17 protein-coding genes and 1 pseudogene are annotated in these 16,535 nt (G+C 34.3%); 10 read left to right on the forward strand and 8 right to left on the reverse strand.

Going from position 1 to position 16,535, the window contains the following annotated elements:
* The first annotated feature begins 36 nt into the window (after positions 1-36).
* Entirely contained in the window at positions 37-351 is a 315-nt protein-coding gene (locus ABN217_RS03480) for an antibiotic biosynthesis monooxygenase family protein (protein ID WP_340896465.1), read from the forward strand.
* Between the two features lie 47 nt (positions 352-398).
* Positions 399-1,103, forward strand: a complete 705-nt coding sequence (locus ABN217_RS03485; RefSeq protein ID WP_196553075.1) for an ArsR/SmtB family transcription factor — start codon at positions 399-401, stop codon at positions 1,101-1,103.
* 67 nt (positions 1,104-1,170) lie between these two features.
* Here ABN217_RS03485 and ABN217_RS03490 read toward each other — a convergent pair whose 3' ends face one another.
* The gene (locus tag ABN217_RS03490; protein WP_196553076.1) at positions 1,171-1,716 is read right to left on the reverse strand and encodes a toxin-antitoxin system YwqK family antitoxin; all 546 of its coding nucleotides are present in this window, start codon (positions 1,714-1,716) and stop codon (positions 1,171-1,173) included.
* Positions 1,717-2,520: 804 nt separating this feature from the next.
* Positions 2,521-2,838, reverse strand: coding sequence for an SRPBCC family protein (locus tag ABN217_RS03495; RefSeq protein WP_349459071.1), 318 nt, complete (start codon positions 2,836-2,838; stop codon positions 2,521-2,523).
* 268 nt (positions 2,839-3,106) lie between these two features.
* Between ABN217_RS03495 and ABN217_RS03500 the strand changes: the two genes are divergently transcribed.
* Entirely contained in the window at positions 3,107-3,568 is a 462-nt protein-coding gene (locus tag ABN217_RS03500; protein WP_349459072.1) for a HEAT repeat domain-containing protein, read from the forward strand.
* 24 nt (positions 3,569-3,592) lie between these two features.
* Positions 3,593-3,910: a hypothetical protein gene (locus ABN217_RS03505; RefSeq protein WP_349459073.1), complete on the forward strand. Its 318-nt coding sequence runs from the start codon at positions 3,593-3,595 to the stop codon at positions 3,908-3,910.
* A 483-nt stretch (positions 3,911-4,393) separates the two neighbouring features.
* On the opposite strand, the gene ABN217_RS03510 is transcribed toward ABN217_RS03505, so the two are convergent.
* On the reverse strand, positions 4,394-6,652 hold the full coding sequence (locus ABN217_RS03510) for an nSTAND3 domain-containing NTPase (protein ID WP_349459074.1): 2,259 nt from the start codon (positions 6,650-6,652) through the stop codon (positions 4,394-4,396).
* An 860-nt stretch (positions 6,653-7,512) separates the two neighbouring features.
* On the opposite strand from ABN217_RS03510, the gene ABN217_RS03515 reads away from it, so the two are divergent.
* On the forward strand, positions 7,513-8,634 hold the full coding sequence (locus ABN217_RS03515) for a JmjC domain-containing protein (RefSeq protein ID WP_196553084.1): 1,122 nt from the start codon (positions 7,513-7,515) through the stop codon (positions 8,632-8,634).
* Positions 8,635-8,776: 142 nt separating this feature from the next.
* Positions 8,777-9,709: pseudogene (gene dhaT, locus ABN217_RS03520) on the forward strand (1,3-propanediol dehydrogenase); the annotation flags it as partial.
* Between the two features lie 185 nt (positions 9,710-9,894).
* Here the strand turns inward: dhaT and ABN217_RS03525 are convergent.
* The 3 genes from ABN217_RS03525 to tehA all read right to left on the reverse strand — a co-directional run bounded on the left by ABN217_RS03525 (position 9,895) and on the right by tehA (position 11,657).
* Complete coding sequence (locus ABN217_RS03525; protein WP_197269225.1) at positions 9,895-10,149, reverse strand: hypothetical protein; 255 nt, start codon at positions 10,147-10,149, stop codon at positions 9,895-9,897.
* Between the two features lie 72 nt (positions 10,150-10,221).
* Positions 10,222-10,524 (reverse strand): hypothetical protein, encoded by a 303-nt coding sequence (locus ABN217_RS03530; protein ID WP_072068038.1) that lies wholly within the window; start codon positions 10,522-10,524, stop codon positions 10,222-10,224.
* Positions 10,525-10,670: 146 nt separating this feature from the next.
* Entirely contained in the window at positions 10,671-11,657 is a 987-nt protein-coding gene (gene tehA / locus ABN217_RS03535) for a dicarboxylate transporter/tellurite-resistance protein TehA (RefSeq protein ID WP_349459075.1), read from the reverse strand.
* Between the two features lie 229 nt (positions 11,658-11,886).
* Here tehA and osmB point away from each other — a divergent pair, with 229 nt between their 5' ends.
* The 4 genes from osmB (at position 11,887) to ABN217_RS03555 (ending at position 14,132) form a co-directional block, all read left to right on the forward strand.
* A complete protein-coding gene (gene osmB / locus ABN217_RS03540; RefSeq protein ID WP_006536908.1) occupies positions 11,887-12,108 on the forward strand; it encodes an osmotically-inducible lipoprotein OsmB in 222 nt (73 codons plus the stop codon).
* A 527-nt stretch (positions 12,109-12,635) separates the two neighbouring features.
* Positions 12,636-13,385, forward strand: coding sequence for a bifunctional NADP-dependent 3-hydroxy acid dehydrogenase/3-hydroxypropionate dehydrogenase YdfG (gene ydfG / locus ABN217_RS03545; RefSeq protein WP_349459076.1), 750 nt, complete (start codon positions 12,636-12,638; stop codon positions 13,383-13,385).
* Between the two features lie 100 nt (positions 13,386-13,485).
* Positions 13,486-13,842, forward strand: a complete 357-nt coding sequence (locus ABN217_RS03550) for a DUF1283 family protein (protein ID WP_196553088.1) — start codon at positions 13,486-13,488, stop codon at positions 13,840-13,842.
* A gap of 53 nt (positions 13,843-13,895) precedes the next feature.
* Entirely contained in the window at positions 13,896-14,132 is a 237-nt protein-coding gene (locus ABN217_RS03555) for a DUF1161 domain-containing protein (RefSeq protein WP_349459077.1), read from the forward strand.
* 279 nt (positions 14,133-14,411) lie between these two features.
* Here ABN217_RS03555 and bioD read toward each other — a convergent pair whose 3' ends face one another.
* The gene (gene bioD / locus ABN217_RS03560; RefSeq protein WP_072068031.1) at positions 14,412-15,083 is read right to left on the reverse strand and encodes a dethiobiotin synthase; all 672 of its coding nucleotides are present in this window, start codon (positions 15,081-15,083) and stop codon (positions 14,412-14,414) included.
* A 196-nt stretch (positions 15,084-15,279) separates the two neighbouring features.
* Complete coding sequence (mlc, locus tag ABN217_RS03565; RefSeq protein ID WP_284551695.1) at positions 15,280-16,491, reverse strand: sugar metabolism global transcriptional regulator Mlc; 1,212 nt, start codon at positions 16,489-16,491, stop codon at positions 15,280-15,282.
* Between the last annotated feature and the right edge of the window lie 44 nt (positions 16,492-16,535).

Below are 16,535 nucleotides of genomic sequence, written 5' to 3' on the forward strand. Positions count from 1 at the left end.
AATATACTTATCATCACCAAATAAAGGAGAACACTAATGATTGCCGTGATATTTGAAGTCAAAATTAAACCAGGAAAACAGGATCATTATTTATCTTTAGCGGCTGATTTAAAGCCATTACTAACGGATATTAAGGGATTTATTTCAATAGAGCGGTTTCAAAGTTTATCAACCGAAGGAAAATTATTATCACTTTCTTGGTGGGAAAATGAAGAAGCTGTTTTGCAATGGAAGAAAAATATTTTACATAAAAATGCGCAACAAGAAGGTCGAGAGTCTATTTTCGATTTTTACAAAATTAGCATCGCTTCTTTGGCGCGTGAATATTCATTTGATGCAGAAAGTCTGTAATTAAATAGACTCGATAACTTGCTACAATAAAAGAGCTTAAATTTTAAATGGCTAAACCAGAGATGAAATCAGAATATCAACACACTGTAGAGTCAGCAATAGCCGCTGTGGGTGCGGCAATATCTGATATTTCTAGAGTCAAAATACTTTGTGCATTGATGGATGGAAGGGCGTGGACAGCTACTGAACTGGGGGTTGTAGCTGATATTTCTGCCTCTACAGCCAGTAGTCATTTGTCCAAATTACTGAATGCTGGTCTGATTTCTGTGATATCCCAAGGTAAATACCGTTATTTCCGATTAGCTAACGATGATATTGCAAAAGTTATTGAAAATTTAATGAATTTTTCAACTGAAAATATTTCACAAGCTAAAATCACAACGCCCAAAAACTTAAGGAAGGCGCGAACTTGTTATAATCATTTAGCAGGTGAAGTAGCCGTTAATATTTATGATTCACTTTGTCAGCAAAAATGGATAACAGAAGATGGCCATGCTATTACAACGCTAGGTGTTGAGCGATTTAAAAATATAGGTATTGAATTTCAAGCAAAGCATTCACGCAATATTTGCTGTCCATGTTTGGATTGGAGTGAACGTCGTTTTCATTTAGGTGGGCAAATTGGTACGGCTTTTTTTCATTATGCAGAAGCTCAAGCATGGTTAACACGACATCAAGGATATAGAGAAGTGACTATCAGCGAGAAAGGTTATAAAGCGTTGATGTTCTACTTTAATATAAAAAAGAAATAACGCGTATTTGAATGATGAAACAAAAACCGACTTTCAGAAATAACAAAAGTCGGTAACTCACATCAGGTTATTTTAAGATTTTAATCTTACCATCTAATACTTGACCTTTATTAATTACTTTTCCGTTTTCATCATATTGAGTTATGACACCAATAAGAGCGCTATTCTCCATATATCCCTGCAAATTAACATTATTTTTAGGTGTATTATGATAATATTTGAAGGCGCCATACGGTAAGCCATCACGCATAGCTATTTCACTGTATATGTTGCCGTTAGCCTGATAACTTTTCACTACACCGTTAACTTCACAATTCTTCAGCGGTATGACCATTTTTAATTTACCGTTATCATTATAAGCATTGACGTAACGATCAAAACAACCTTTGGTTACCCATGATTTATATTTAAGTTTCCCATCCGGATAATAACGTAAATATTCACCATCTCTGGTTCCTGGCGGTATAGTTGGCACTGTCAGTTTTGTTGTATTTTCCATCAATTTTATATTACTCAGTGACATCTCTGGATTGTTGCCTAAGCTATAAAGAAAAGCCGAACAACCAGAGAGCAAGAGTACTGAACTCAATATTAAGGGTAGTGCAATTCTCATATTCATCCTCGCATAGTATAAATAAAAATATTCAATTTCTATTTGTAAATATTTATTTTCACATTAAATATAATGTTAGCGTAATGGAGTAAAACTAGGTTGAACATAGGAACTAACTGACACAGGCGTATTTTTTTGTGTTTTTTAGAGGGGTAATAATAGAATTAAACAAATCCGACTAGTAAGGTGATAATATAGTTACACTTAAGTAAATATTCTTTTTTTCAGTATTTATAATACATATTTGAAACTTATTCTTTTAGTGACGACTCATTAATTATGATTGGAATTTAGGGTGTTTCCAGAAATAGTGAACATAAACGAGTAATTTCCACTAAATTTTTGAAAGTTATAAAAAAGGATTATGTCCACCTCAGATTGGTGGAATTTATGCAGCGTTAGGGCATGAGCGATCTTATTGATTAAGCGCCTGTGTAAAATGTTGATGGACATGAAGCCAGAGTACATAAAACTAATCTTATGTTTTATATGAATATGAAGCCAGTGCATTTTGAACAAGCGCAAGGAAGAGGAGATGTGTCAAAAAATGACTAATTTGTTGATTTACTGAGAAGTGACGCTGAGATATGAAGTTATTTATTACCACAGTTACCACAGTCAATTTAACATAATATACATTATGCGAATCTAAGTATCTAAATACAGGTAGACATTGAAATCTCTATTTTTGGCTGGTTGATTATGTTGATTCATTCTTAACTTAAGGCTTATTCGCCTATGCTTTTTCTCGATCTTGAATATACGTTTTTTGTCTTTTCTTCAGATATCACTTCACAAAGGATTTTAATAAACCTTCTTAAATATCACTACCTCAGTAAAGTTGATTTCAGTAATAACATAATCATAAGTAAAAACACCAATCCAATGACCTTTGATATTTTCATTTTCCATATCAAACTCCCATCGCTGATATGGTACTTGGGCTGTTACCGTAAATATGGTCGAATAACCATCTTTGGTGTGTTCAATAAATTTATGATCGTTTATCACTTCAATACTGCGTAAATCACTTCGCCATTGATAATTTTCTGTCGATGTAATCACTCGCCATAATGTTTCAATATCACACTGAAACGTTGCTTTTATATTTAGCGTTGCCATAAATTACCTCCGAACCACCTTTTCTTCTTGTCTGGTATCCGTTGCTCAGAAATTAGAAATACGGTACCTGACACTATCCAATATATAAGAATATGTTATATTAAATTTAGAAAAGGTTTTTGATATGAATGATTAGTTAATATAGCTTTTTTTAGCCATTTATACAGAAATCTTGATATTCCCCAGAGACTACCCCCGTAGTACAGCACGGGGGTTTTAGAGCTCACACTTTCATAATGGATGAAAAACACTATTTATAGGTGAGAAAATGAACAGTGAAATAAAAAACAATAAGCAGAAATGGACAGAAGCAACCCCAAACAACATCGATGAATTAAAAAAGAAAGCCAATGATAAAACGAGTTATAAAATAAGATTACAGGCTGTAAATAACTTAAAAAAATATAAATGCAGACAATCTATAGATATTTTATGGCGATTAATGATGAATGACTTGGTTTATTCAGTAAAAGAAGAATCGTTTAGAGCATTACAATCATTTGGTGAAAAAGTTACACTACCAAAGAAGAAAAAAGGTCACTTAATCAAAGAGATAAATAAAAAAGTAATATCTGTAGGGAAAAGTATTGAAGGAGATTTTGATATCAATAAATTTAAGGAAAAATTCAAAGAAAGATACCCTGAGGCTTATGATGTCTATTTATATGAAAAAAAATCAAAATTTGAAGAATGGATTGTTAATATAATAAAGTGCGCACCAAAAAAATGACATGAGAATAAAGGAAAATTCCCGATGAGCTCTAAAGAAAAAAATATAGCAAAAATGTTAAAAAGACATGAAGAATATTATGACGATAAAGCTGGCGTAATGATAATCAATGATTTTCTTCAACTAAGTAAATTGTTAGAAAATCTCAGGGAGACAGGAAATATTAAAACATTTAATGCTATGTATGCTTTAATTGAAAAATCATTAAATGATGACATCGTTATAGCTGAAAGAGGTAAACGGATAGGTAAACTTCAAAAAGGACAGCTTCAACCAAAAGGAACAGGTCATAAGAATTTGCATGGTCTAAAAAAAGAAATAGAAGCGAAAAAAACGAAATGATTCGCACAATGCACTCTATGTGTAAAGACGAACCTTCCCGATTGCGGTAAACCCCAAAACCATTCTACCGCAATCGCTCAAAACCCTTTTGTAACATAGCGTCAAACATTATGCGAACCTTAGTATCTAAATACGGATAGGCACTAAAATCCTTGTTTTTGGCTGTTTGATTATGTTGCTTCATTTTCAACTTAAGGTCTATTTGCTAATGCTTTTTCTCGATCTTGAATATAGTTTTTTGTCTTTTCTTCAAATACCACTGCTAAAAGGATTTTAATAAACCTTCTTAGATATCACTACCTCAGTAAAGTTGATTTCAGTAATACCATAATCAGAAGTAAAAACACCGACCCAATGACCTTTGATATTTTCATTTTCTAAATCAAATTCCCATCGTTGATATGGCACTTTGGCTGTTACTGTAAATGTGGCTGAATAACCTGTTCAATAAATAGGAAACTTTTTTACAAAATCTAGTGACTTTTATTCTATAGAAAATAAATCATCCACTTGATCAAATCCATTGCTTAGATACCCATAATCGGCATTATCCTCATATCTATCCCAGTCTGAAGCGTTTTCAATGTTACGATCGATTATGTTGCGAGCATCCAAATTATCAATGATATTATCAATATCAATAGGACTAAAATATAATGTACTTCCGTTAAGTAAATCATGAATATAATCCTTGGCTCTAGATTTAAAATCATCTTCTTCATTTAGATCATAGTATTCATTAAATTCATTACTCTCAGAGATAAATTCATGTATATAACTTTTCCAATAAATTAATAGTAAATCACGAATATTATTGGATAACGCTACCTCACCTAGGGTATTGGATATTTGAGCCAAAATATTTAATTCTTCATGGGTTAAATCAGCACCATTTAATAACAATGAGGACTCTACATATTTTTTAGTATTATCATAACCAAGCCAATTTGGAATATTTAAAGAAATCCAGCTGACAATATTTAACATATTAAAATTATTTCCAGCATATAATCTTTCAAAGCTAAAATACTCTGGGTTTATAATTTTTACAGATTTCAGCTTATCGTTGAATGAAATTTTACCACTAGAAATAATAATTTTTATAAACTCTAAAATGTAATTTTCATCTTTATTATTTTCAATGTCTTTCAATATCGCATTGACTATTTTAGAAGATAAATCAGGTGATATTTTTTTATTTATCAGAGTGTTTAAATTAAAAAGTGACTGTTTTGTTGTTAATGCAGAAAAAAGTAATGGAATCAACAGGAGGTTATCATTTAATTTCTCTATAAAATAATCAGATATTGATGGATTTAGAACATCATATAATGGTTCTTTACCATCCTCTAGCTTCCTTTGTAACGTCGATTTAATAGCATGCTTTGTGCAGTCATGAAAATTAAGATAATCAGCATGTGTGAAATCAAAACTAATTATATCTAAAAAAACATTATAACATTGACTTAATGTATTTTCAGTAATGCTACCATTGTTAAGAGATACTAAATAAGTGAGATAGTAAACACATTTTGGTACCTGCTTGGTTAGCATATGATCCCAAATGGCTGATGGATTGTTTAAACTTTCAACAATATAGTTCCAATATGATTCTGGTGCTAAGTGTGAAATTTTATCATAATCAGTTATAAATGATATTAATCTAGGATTGTAATTTTTATGAGTTATTATATTCCTATATTTTTTATCTATCCAAAAACAATCTTTATAATCTTGAGGAAGATGACTAAACCATATGTGATTATAGAGTATTTTTGCCTTATCCAATAAGTCTAGATTTTTAACTTCAACCTCATATTCATGTTTTTCAGTGTTATTCACATAAAATAACTCACTTGTTACCTTTCCTTGATTCAATATAGTTGTACGAGAGGTAAGAATTAATTTTTTGTCTGCGCTTTTTCTAATTCTACTAATGAATCTTACTATTTTTGAATCTTCTTTATTTCTTAAAGCATCCAAATAATTTCGTCCAAGAAAATCATCATATAGAAATAATTGTTTTTTATTTGGTAATATTATCCTTTCACCTTCCTCAATATCATTCTCTATATAAACTAATTCATATTCTTCAAGAATATAATGAAGGCATAATTGCTCGGCTAAAGTTGTTTTTCCAACTCCCGGTGCTCCAGTAATGATTAGAGTATTTATCTTATCGAGCTTATCTTTTGCAATATTGAAGTCGCGCGTTTGTACATAATTATCAACATTACTTTTTATTTGCTGGAGAATATGGTTACTCTTTCCAATTACGTCGTTATGAAGTAACGAAAATAACACTTCTGTACTGTTAAGCCATAGTTTATAATATTTCCTTTCAATATCTTTATTCAAAGAGAGTTTATGTGTGATATCATCTAATGATAAAATATCATCGCTCCTCAAATACTGACTACCAAATATTTCTATAATTTCAATTTTTCTTATATTCGTTAACCCTTGGCATATTGCTAATATATAGCGAGAAGGATTAATGGCTGTAACTTTTGGTGCCTCTAACTTTAGGTTGCTAATTAGCGAAGGATAATTTGACTTTACATAATGTTTACTTTGTATAATAACATTATTAGATCCCTTATAAAATCTACCATCCATCCCACTATCTCTACCATGCATAAATCGCTCTATCTGTGTATTAGGATTTTCTGCTGAGATAAGGTCAATAACTAAGTCTTCAAATTCTTTATCATTTAGTCGGGTAAAATCGTAGTTATTCATTCAGTTTCTCGTTATTAATTTTATGAAGATATGTTTGAAGATCGCGCTTCAGCTTGTATGGCTTTAATATTAATGAGGCAATAAGTGCTTTGATGCAATCAGATCTAGATAATAGGTAAGATACTGTGATTGATTTTTTTATAACATTTTGTAGCCACTATAACTATTGCTGCAACATGGCTTAGAGCAAGATTTTCATGGTAGACAGCATTTTCTGATAAATATCGCAAATTGTAGTATTCTACTCACGCATCGAATAAAATCCCATCTTTTCTATGATCCTTTATTTCATAAAACCCTATAACATAAAAATCTCCATTATCTTCATGGAAGATAATGTTTTGATAAAAATAAGGATTACCTATTTGATTCGCACAATGCACTCTATGTGTAAAGATGAACCATCCCGATTGCGGTAAACCCTAACCCATTCTACCGGAATGGCTCAGAACCCTTTTGTAACATAGCGTTAAACATTATGCGAATCTTGGTATCTAAATGCGGGTAGGCACTGAAATCTCTGATTTGGGCTGGTTGATTGTGTTGATTCATTCTTAACTTAAGGCTTATTCGCCTATGCTTTTTCTCGATCTTGAATATACGTTTTTTGTCTTTTCTTCAAATACCACAGCTAAAAGGATTTTAATAAACCTTCTTAGATATCACTACCTCAGTAAAGTTGATTTCAGTAATAACATAATCAGAAGTAAAAACACCAATCCAATGACCTTTGATTTTTTCATTTTCTAAATCAAACTCCCATCGCTAGTGTTATTGACTGGCATTTGATGCCAAACAAAAATATGACCGCGCATTACTTCTATAATTACCAGCTTATTCCTTTATACAGATGTGGTCACATGGTTAACAAATTGAATCTTAATTGGCCTGAATTTTTAGAAAAATACTGGCAAAAAAAACCTGTTGTATTGAAAAATGCATTTCCTAATTTCGTCGATCCTATCACTCCAGATGAATTAGCCGGTTTGGCAATGGAACCAGAAGTTGACAGTCGTCTTGTCAGCCTCACTGACAACAAATGGCAGGCAAGCCATGGACCGTTTGAAGACTACAGCGAATTAGGTGAAGAAGGATGGTCACTGCTGGTACAGGCGGTCAACCATTGGCATATGCCGTCCGCTGAGTTGGTGAAACCATTTCGCGTATTACCTGAATGGCGTCTTGATGATCTGATGATCTCCTATTCAGTACCCGGAGGTGGTGTCGGACCACATATTGATAACTATGATGTTTTTATCATTCAAGGAATGGGTCGTCGCCGCTGGCGTGTAGGTGATGCCCTGCCAATGCGTCAGTTCTGCCCGCATCCTGCATTACTGCATGTTGATCCATTTGAACCAATTATTGATGTAGAAATGGCACCTGGAGATATTCTGTATATTCCACCTGGATTCCCTCATGATGGTTTCACTTTCGAAGATACCATGAACTATTCTGTCGGCTTTCGTGGACCAAATGGCCGTGATTTGCTGAGCAGTTTTGCAGACTACGCACTGGAACAAGATCTAGGTGGAATAAATTATGGCGATCCTAATCTGACAGTACGCGACAATGCAGGAAAAATGGAAGCTCACGAAGTTGAACGCCTGCGTGCCATGATGATTGAGATGATCAATAAGCCTGGTGATTTTGAACAATGGTTAGGTCGTTTTGCAACCACACCACGCCATGAGCTGGATATTGCTCCCGCTGAACCGCCATATCAGCCAGAAGAAGTATTGAACGCACTGAATGATGGTGAAAAACTGATCCGATTAAGCGGACTGCGTGTCCTACGCATCGAAGATAATTTTTTTGTGAATACAGAAGCTTGGGCTACCAAAGAAACGAAAGGCGCAGATGCGCTGTGCCAGTTTACGGAAGTTGGGGCCGATGAACTCGGTGATGCACTGATGGTTCCAACCTTTGTTGCAGAATTAACCGAATTTATCAATCAAGGATATTGGTACTTCGACGAATAAACTACGCTTACCAAATATAACATAATAAAACACCTGCTTGCGGGTGTTTTATTTTATCGTCTCAGCCTTCCTTTTCACTTATACCTCAAGTACCTCAAGTTATTTGGTTTTAGCTTAAAGTTTCTAATATTACTGCTTATAAGACACTAATGTACTCGAAGGTCTTGCAATGTTCCGCAAGGAACAATGTGACATGATAATTACAGTGGGTGGTGGTAGTCCACATGACTGTGGTAAAGGTATCGGTATTGCAGCCACTCATGAAGGTGATCTTTACAATTATGCAGGCATTGAAACACTAACAAATCCTCTGCCACCTATTATTGCCGTAAATACCACTGCTGGCACAGCGAGTGAAGTCACTCGTCACTGTGTTCTGACTAATACCAAAACTAAAGTCAAATTCGTTATTGTGAGCTGGCGCAACCTCCCTTCTGTTTCTATTAACGATCCTCTGTTAATGATCGGTAAACCTGCTGGACTGACTGCGGCAACAGGTATGGATGCGTTAACTCATGCGGTTGAAGCTTATATCTCTAAAGATGCTAACCCTGTCACCGATGCATCAGCTATTCAAGCAATCCGTTTGATTTCTCGTAACTTGCGTCAAGCTGTAGCCTTGGGTACAAACCTAAAAGCCCGTGAAAATATGGCTTATGCTTCACTTTTAGCAGGAATGGCATTTAATAACGCTAACCTTGGTTATGTTCATGCAATGGCTCACCAGCTGGGTGGCTTATATGATATGCCACACGGTGTAGCCAATGCGGTATTACTCCCTCATGTATTACGTTATAACCTGATCGCTAATCCAGAAAAATTTGCTGATATTGCTGAATTTATGGGTGAAAATGTTGTAGGTTTATCCGTAATGGATGCAGCTGAACGTGCTATTGCAGCTATCGCTCGCCTCTCTGCGGATATTGGTATTCCGCAACATTTAGGTGAGTTAGGTGTGAAAGAGTCTGATTTCCCATATATGGCTGAAATGGCACTTAAAGACGGTAATGCATTCTCTAATCCTCGTAAAGGTAATGAAAAAGAGATCATTGAGATTTTCCGCCAAGCATTTTAATTCTTAAAAAGAAACACTAAAAAGCATTAACCTACAGCAATGTAGATTAATGCTTATTTATGCGTTGATTAACTAACTGGTTATAAAACGCTGGTAGGATCAACTTTATCCACGTTAATGCCATAATTGCCATTGCAAATAGTTCCTTAATCGGAAAAATAAGATCAACAATAAACTCTTAACCTTCAGGGGTATATTTTCCAATCTAAGGAACAGAAACCTTCGACAAAATCGAGTAAGTCTAAAATAGTATTTTCATCTTCTATAGCTCTTAATTGATTTAAACAATCTCGCATTATATTTTGAGTCATTCCATTGTACTTATAGGATAAAAGTAACTCCCTTAATACTAATAAGTCTCTATTTAAAGCAATACCCTTTTGTATATCATCAATGAGAGCTTGCTGTTGCTGGTAGTATTGTTGTTTTACTTTATCCATATTTAACCCAAATCTCCCTTCTCGCTCCTTTCTAATCTATAAATAGTTAGCAATAAGTTAGCTTTATCTATTTCAAAATGCTTTCCATTGATCTTGATATTCTAATGGTACTAACTCTTTGTTATAAATTCTCTCGTAATAAATAACCCGGCCATCAAGGCGTAGTTGAGGTACTGTCACAACATCTCTATCAAAAATGGCATGGCGCCAATCTTCTTTGATTAAGCCACGTCGCCATAAGCGGTAATATCGATTTGCTTGTGACTCTAATTTATTGTCTTTTAAAATAACCGATAATGGTGCAAATAGTTGTTGTGAAAGATGATATTTCTCCATCAGCCAGCGTTTATTTCTTTTAATTAACTTTCTTTTCATCGTTATTGGCTCTATTTCCCTTTATGCTATTTATTGGGATAATGCGTGATAATATTAGCTTTCTAACTTGCTTTTTTAATTATTTTCAGTATTAAACAAAAAGAGCCTAGCTTTTCATTTAGGCTCTTTTCTTTTTTATATAATATTCATACCACTTTAGAAGGATTGTATAATTGTTTTAATCCTTTAAAAATCCATAATAATGAATGAAAAATAAGTAATAAAATAATAGTATTAGCAAAAACAAATAAAGCTATTGATAATAACTGCATAAAATGGCTATTAGATGTCATACTCATATTTAATGAGGCTTTTGCTAATGCTGAAACACCGAAAGAGAAACTCCAAAATGGCAATGAAAACGGTTGTTTTACAAACCAAGGAATTAATCTCATCATAAATAAGAGTTGTAATAGTCCATAACCTAATAACATTTTTGCGAAGAAATCAATATGATTGTCATTAATAGCCAAATAAGCACTACAGGCAACCAAGGCGGGTGCTAATTGAATACCAAATGATAGCCGTAATTTTTCATCCATTAATCCTTCACTGCGTATTCTTTTTAAAATAGCGGGTTCTAAACTTAGCCACGAAAATACGCCAGCCCCAAAAAATAAAATACCCAAATCATTAAAACCAAATGCACCACATGCCATGGCACAGATAAAGTTATTAGCGACAGTTGGTAAATATAAGACTGGTGTGGTCGCCATTTTAGGATATTCACCCTTCCATTGATAACCAACAAGCCAACTAGAATACCCAAGCTGAGCAATTGCTCCAACACTAAATAACACCAGAGAAAATAAGGATAAATATGGACTTAATCCGATCGATACTAAAACTGTCGTTGCGGGAAATAAGCTAGTAAATCCACTTGTAACAGGATGTTTAATTTCTTCAAGAATACTTTGTCGATGAAATAGCCACTTACTAAACAAAAATAGCGTAAGTGTTAACCAAACCAAACAACCTACACCAATAAATATTTCACCAATATAAGCTGGATAATTATGCTCTTTAGCGGCATATCGCCATGCCATTCCTGTACCAATCATCCCTAATACAACACCAAAATAGCCCGATGCAAACTGTGAAGAGAGTATTTTTACTTTATTTATCAATATCATATTATTATGTTAACTCATGTAAATGACATAATACATTGATGCTTTATTCTGAACATCAAATAATACTAGAGATAATAAAATTTATTTTTATAAAATGCATTTAAAATATGTGTTATCAATAATGACTCACTTTAAGACTTTTCCCTCCTTATGTTCCCGAATATTCTGATGCTCGTATAAATACGATAGCGATATCTTTATATTGTCCTTTATTTTGGAGTTTATAAAAATGAATATCACGTTAAAAAAGATTGGAACACTATGTGTCGCTTCTGTTCTGCTTTTTTCTCTTGCGGGTTGTTCTAGCATGACAAAACGCGACCGTAATACAGCAATTGGAGCCGGTGCTGGTGCTATCGGTGGTGCGATTTTAACTGATGGTAGCGCATTGGGTACTATTGGTGGCGGCGTCTTAGGTGGCGTTATTGGTCATCAAGTTGGTAAAAAATAACCGTTCGTTTCCTATTCTGCTAGACTGGGTTTATATTTTTCGGCTCAGTCTAATAACTTGTAACATTAAGATAATCAGCATTTATTTTTGTGTGATATGAATAAATCGTTCCTCTCTCAATTAAAAAAACTATCGTCGTTTTATATAAGTCGTTTAGCGATTTGATTTATATCGTAGTGATCCTTATTTTGTGTTACTTCTGTTTTCTTTTATCACCCACATTGGTAATTGCCGTCATTGGCAGTATCATTATTATTATCACTATGTTTTTACTTAGTTTATTTGTTTTTCCGTGATACATAGCATGCGCTTTGCCTCCTTTATTTTTAATAAAAAATCGACTAAATAATTACCTCATGTCCTGTCAGTTAAAAACAAAAATACAGGTTACTATTAAAGATAAAAATCTTTCACATCATAAAAGAACCTTGTTTTAGGCTGATTTATCACAATCCTTACTTTTAAACTTGACTCTTTTTAGTGATAGCCTTTTACTTTCAATTATTATAACTATCGAGGGTAATTAAATGATTATTTTTATCACGGGTGCCTCTGCTGGCTTTGGTGAAGCTATTGCTCGTCATTTTATCAGCCATGGACACAAAGTTATTGGTACTGCTCGTCGTTTAGATAAACTGAATAACTTGCATAAAGAGCTAGGTGAGCAATTTTATCCATTACAGTTAGATGTGACAGATAAAAAATCTGTCAGTGAGGTTTACACTCGATTGCCTGAGAAATGGCGTGAAATTGATGTGTTAGTGAATAACGCTGGTTTAGCGTTGGGTTTAAATACCGCCGATAAAGCCAGTCTCGATGATTGGGATACGATGATCGAGACAAATAATAAAGGTCTGGTTCATGTCACCCGTGCTATTCTTCCTTTTATGGTAGAAAGAAATAAAGGCCATGTTATTAATATCAGCTCAACAGCAGCTTCTTGGCCTTATATGGGTGGTAATGTTTATGGCGCCACTAAAGCGTTTGTTAAGCAATTTAGTTTAGGATTACGTGCTGATCTCCAAGGTAAAAAAGTCCGCGTGACCGATATTGAACCTGGCCTTGTTGGTGGTACGGAGTTCTCATTAGTTCGCTTTAAAGGTGATAGTGATAAAGTTGAACAAACGTATGCAAATGCAAACGCATTAACTCCTGAAGATGTTGCGGAAGCCGTATATTGGACAGCAACGTTACCTGCTCATGTTAATATTAATACCTTAGAAATGATGCCTGTTAGCCAATCATTTGCCGGATTAAGTGTTCATCGTCAAAACTAAACGCACTGAAAACTCATTTTTTATTAAGGCATCAACTATAATTATTAAGATATAATAGTCATTGACAGTAATAGCGACATAACTTTAGAGGATAGCAACTATGATCAATACACTAACTAAGAAACCAACGGTAAGAACTTTATTGTTCTCCTTATTTCTTGGTTTATCTGTGTCTTCTTTTTCTTCTATTGCCGCCTCTACCAATGTAACCATTAATGGTAATGGCTATGACAATGTCTTAGATAAAGAACAAGCTCGACAACTGAAAGAAGACTGGGATCAAAAGCGTGAACTTCGTACCCAAGTCAATCAGCGAGAAAAAATTGAATTTAATAAAGTAGATAAAGCCATTGATGAGCGAGATGCTTGTCTGAAAAGTGCAAATATCTACGCTTATTGGGAGCCTGAAACCCGCCGTTGTTTAGACAGTAATACTGGGCGCCCTGTTAATCCATAAGAAAATCGTGTAAAACAGTGATGTTTTGCGTTGTAAAACAAGGAAAATGTAATATGAAAAAATATATCTTTGCAGTAATGGCAGCCCTCGTAGCATTTGCCCCTTTAGCAGCAAATGCAGGTTGTGATGAAGTCGTTGAATCTATTCAACAAAAAATCGTTAATAATGGTGTGCCCGCGGCTAACTTTACTTTAACTGTCGTTGAAAACGACCAAGTTGCACAAACAGAAGGTAAAGTAGTAGGTACTTGCGAGAATGACACTAAGAAGATCATCTATACTCGCCATTAATTCACCGCTAACTTAAAAAAGGGCGCTAATAATTGCGCCCTTTTCTTTATCACTCAATATAAATGAGTATCTTGCTGATTTAAAATTATTCTATTCAGTTTGTTGTTCCATATTTGCTTTAACTTTGTCATTTTTTCATCATTATTCCAGTTTTAAGCAAAGTTTAGAAAAAACAAAAACACCCAATGGATTTACTCATCAGGCGTTTAAAAGTAACAAGTTTGGCTCCGTTAAAAAACAGGCAACTCAATCCACTTCGTTACTTATTTATATTCTCTCTTAAGCAGGTACAGCGATTTCTAACTGACTTAAATCAAGGTAACAAGAGAGATCACGTTCTTCAGGACGTAATAAATACGGGATTTCACCAATCAGCGGTGCAGGAATATGCTGAGACAGCCTTTCCACAATTTTCGCATAATAAGGTAATCCTGGATTTATTCTGTTAGCAACCCAACCGACTAATTTCAAACCATCGTTGATAATAGATTGTGCTGTTAATATTGAGTGATTAACACAGCCTGGTTGAATACCAACAACCAAAACGACTGGAATTTGTTCTTTTACCACCCAATCAGAATAAAAGGTATTATCATCGAGTAGATAACGCCAACCGCCATTACCTTCGATAACAACACACTCTGCTTTTTTACTTAAATTATCGAGCTCATTTGAAATCTTATTAAAATCAATTTCATTTTCGCTAACATAACAATTATCAAGTAAAATAGGATTAATTTCGTCGTAGCGAACTTCAACTGGCGATGAATTATGAATAATCATTGCATCACGATTACGCTCACCATCAGCTGTTTCATGTAATTCTGTTGCAATAGGCTTATAACCCACTGCCGTTGACCCGCCACGATTTAATGACTGAAGAAGTGCTCGGGTCACAACAGTTTTACCCACGTTGGTATCTGTCCCCGTAACAAAAAAGCGTGTTAACATATAATTTACTTCCGTTATGACAGATAAATCAGGTTCATAAAAAATGACAGAGATTAGAGTTTAGGGTAACACTGTTTCTGATGGCTTGAGATAGCTCAATTTTTTAGTTAATTGCTCGAAAATAGAGAATTCGTTAATGATCAATTGAGGTATTTACGCTTGAAAAACACTTCTGTTACGATTTTTTGCACTTCATTTAGCCTTGCATCAACTCTATTAACAAAGAACCGTTGTATAAAGCTTCTTTAACTAATGAGGCTGCGGGTAAAGTACCTTTATTTCTTAATTCTGTTTCTTCAATAATTAATGATTGTACGTAACGAGGCATGGCCTGATTTTGAACATGATTTAAAATCAATGGAAAAAGAATGGATTTAGCTCGACAAAGAGGCGAACCAATTAATATTTTTTGTGGATTAAAGATATTAATCATCACGGAAAGAATAAAACTTAATCGCTGCGCAACTAAATGCACGACTTCAAGAGCTTGTTTATCTCCAACTAATATTGCATCACACAATGTTTCAATAGTAATAGGATATTTGTTTAGCAATGAGGTAGGATCCTCTTGCGCTAATAATTGCGCTTTTTTAATTAATTGAGGAATAGCAATTTCAGTTTCTAAACATCCCTTCGCCCCACAATAACAACTATTTTCAGAGTCGATAACTTTAGTGTGCCCAATTTCAACCGCACTGTGACTGTGAGAATGTAATGTCCTCCCGTTACTAATTACGCCAGCACCTACAATGTCGTCAATGACAATTTGCAAAACATCTGAATTATTTTTTGCCGCACCATATAAAGATTCGGCCATTGTCCATGCAGTGACACTATGCTGTAAGAAAACAGAAACACCTGTTTTTTCATGGATCTTATCGGCAAGAGGAACATCTTTAATATCGTAATAAGGGGAACTATGAATAACCCCACTAATGGGATCAATAATCGCATTCATTGTAATACTAATGGCGGTCAACCTTTCAACATGTGATTGATAGCGTTCGAAAAATTTATCAATAGCAACTAAAAAGTGAGTAAGAAAGTTATCACTGTTCTCTTTAGGAAAATCAAATGTGTCTTCAGTAACAAGTTTACTGTCTAGCTCTCTTAAACTAAAAAGTAAATTACCTTTATTGACTCGGATACAGAGAAATTGCCACCCTTGGCTTTCTAATTTTAATCCTACTGCAGGTCGGCCACGAAATCCCACATCCGGAAACTCTGTTTCATGAATAAGATGTGCCTCAACTAATTCTCGCGTAATTTTGGTAATACTTGCAGGAGCTAGTTCTGCTTTTTTTGACAGTGAAATACGAGAAATGGGGCCATGTTCATCAATCAAACGAAAGACTGTGCCAAGATTAAACTGTTTCACGTGATCGATGTGGCTAGGTTGGTTCCCCATTGAATGTCATCCTTAATTAAGAAGCCATAATTAATTCGAGGCTC

The sequence above is a fragment of the Proteus sp. fly-1067 genome (genome assembly GCF_040139345.1).
GTDB lineage: Bacteria > Pseudomonadota > Gammaproteobacteria > Enterobacterales > Enterobacteriaceae > Proteus > Proteus vulgaris_B.

What these genes read in the sequence shown, in the direction of transcription:
- ABN217_RS03480 (WP_340896465.1), top strand. Translation starts at nt 37, where the DNA reads ATGATTGCCGTGATATTTGAAGTCAAAATTAAACCAGGAAAACAGGAT.
- ABN217_RS03485 (WP_196553075.1), top strand. Translation starts at nt 399, where the DNA reads ATGGCTAAACCAGAGATGAAATCAGAATATCAACACACTGTAGAGTCA.
- ABN217_RS03490 (WP_196553076.1), bottom strand. Translation starts at nt 1,716, where the DNA reads ATGAGAATTGCACTACCCTTAATATTGAGTTCAGTACTCTTGCTCTCT.
- ABN217_RS03495 (WP_349459071.1), bottom strand. Translation starts at nt 2,838, where the DNA reads ATGGCAACGCTAAATATAAAAGCAACGTTTCAGTGTGATATTGAAACA.
- ABN217_RS03500 (WP_349459072.1), top strand. Translation starts at nt 3,107, where the DNA reads ATGAACAGTGAAATAAAAAACAATAAGCAGAAATGGACAGAAGCAACC.
- ABN217_RS03505 (WP_349459073.1), top strand. Translation starts at nt 3,593, where the DNA reads ATGAGCTCTAAAGAAAAAAATATAGCAAAAATGTTAAAAAGACATGAA.
- ABN217_RS03510 (WP_349459074.1), bottom strand. Translation starts at nt 6,652, where the DNA reads ATGAATAACTACGATTTTACCCGACTAAATGATAAAGAATTTGAAGAC.
- ABN217_RS03515 (WP_196553084.1), top strand. Translation starts at nt 7,513, where the DNA reads ATGGTTAACAAATTGAATCTTAATTGGCCTGAATTTTTAGAAAAATAC.
- ABN217_RS03525 (WP_197269225.1), bottom strand. Translation starts at nt 10,149, where the DNA reads ATGGATAAAGTAAAACAACAATACTACCAGCAACAGCAAGCTCTCATT.
- ABN217_RS03530 (WP_072068038.1), bottom strand. Translation starts at nt 10,524, where the DNA reads ATGAAAAGAAAGTTAATTAAAAGAAATAAACGCTGGCTGATGGAGAAA.
- tehA (WP_349459075.1), bottom strand. Translation starts at nt 11,657, where the DNA reads ATGATATTGATAAATAAAGTAAAAATACTCTCTTCACAGTTTGCATCG.
- osmB (WP_006536908.1), top strand. Translation starts at nt 11,887, where the DNA reads ATGAATATCACGTTAAAAAAGATTGGAACACTATGTGTCGCTTCTGTT.
- ydfG (WP_349459076.1), top strand. Translation starts at nt 12,636, where the DNA reads ATGATTATTTTTATCACGGGTGCCTCTGCTGGCTTTGGTGAAGCTATT.
- ABN217_RS03550 (WP_196553088.1), top strand. Translation starts at nt 13,486, where the DNA reads ATGATCAATACACTAACTAAGAAACCAACGGTAAGAACTTTATTGTTC.
- ABN217_RS03555 (WP_349459077.1), top strand. Translation starts at nt 13,896, where the DNA reads ATGAAAAAATATATCTTTGCAGTAATGGCAGCCCTCGTAGCATTTGCC.
- bioD (WP_072068031.1), bottom strand. Translation starts at nt 15,083, where the DNA reads ATGTTAACACGCTTTTTTGTTACGGGGACAGATACCAACGTGGGTAAA.
- mlc (WP_284551695.1), bottom strand. Translation starts at nt 16,491, where the DNA reads ATGGGGAACCAACCTAGCCACATCGATCACGTGAAACAGTTTAATCTT.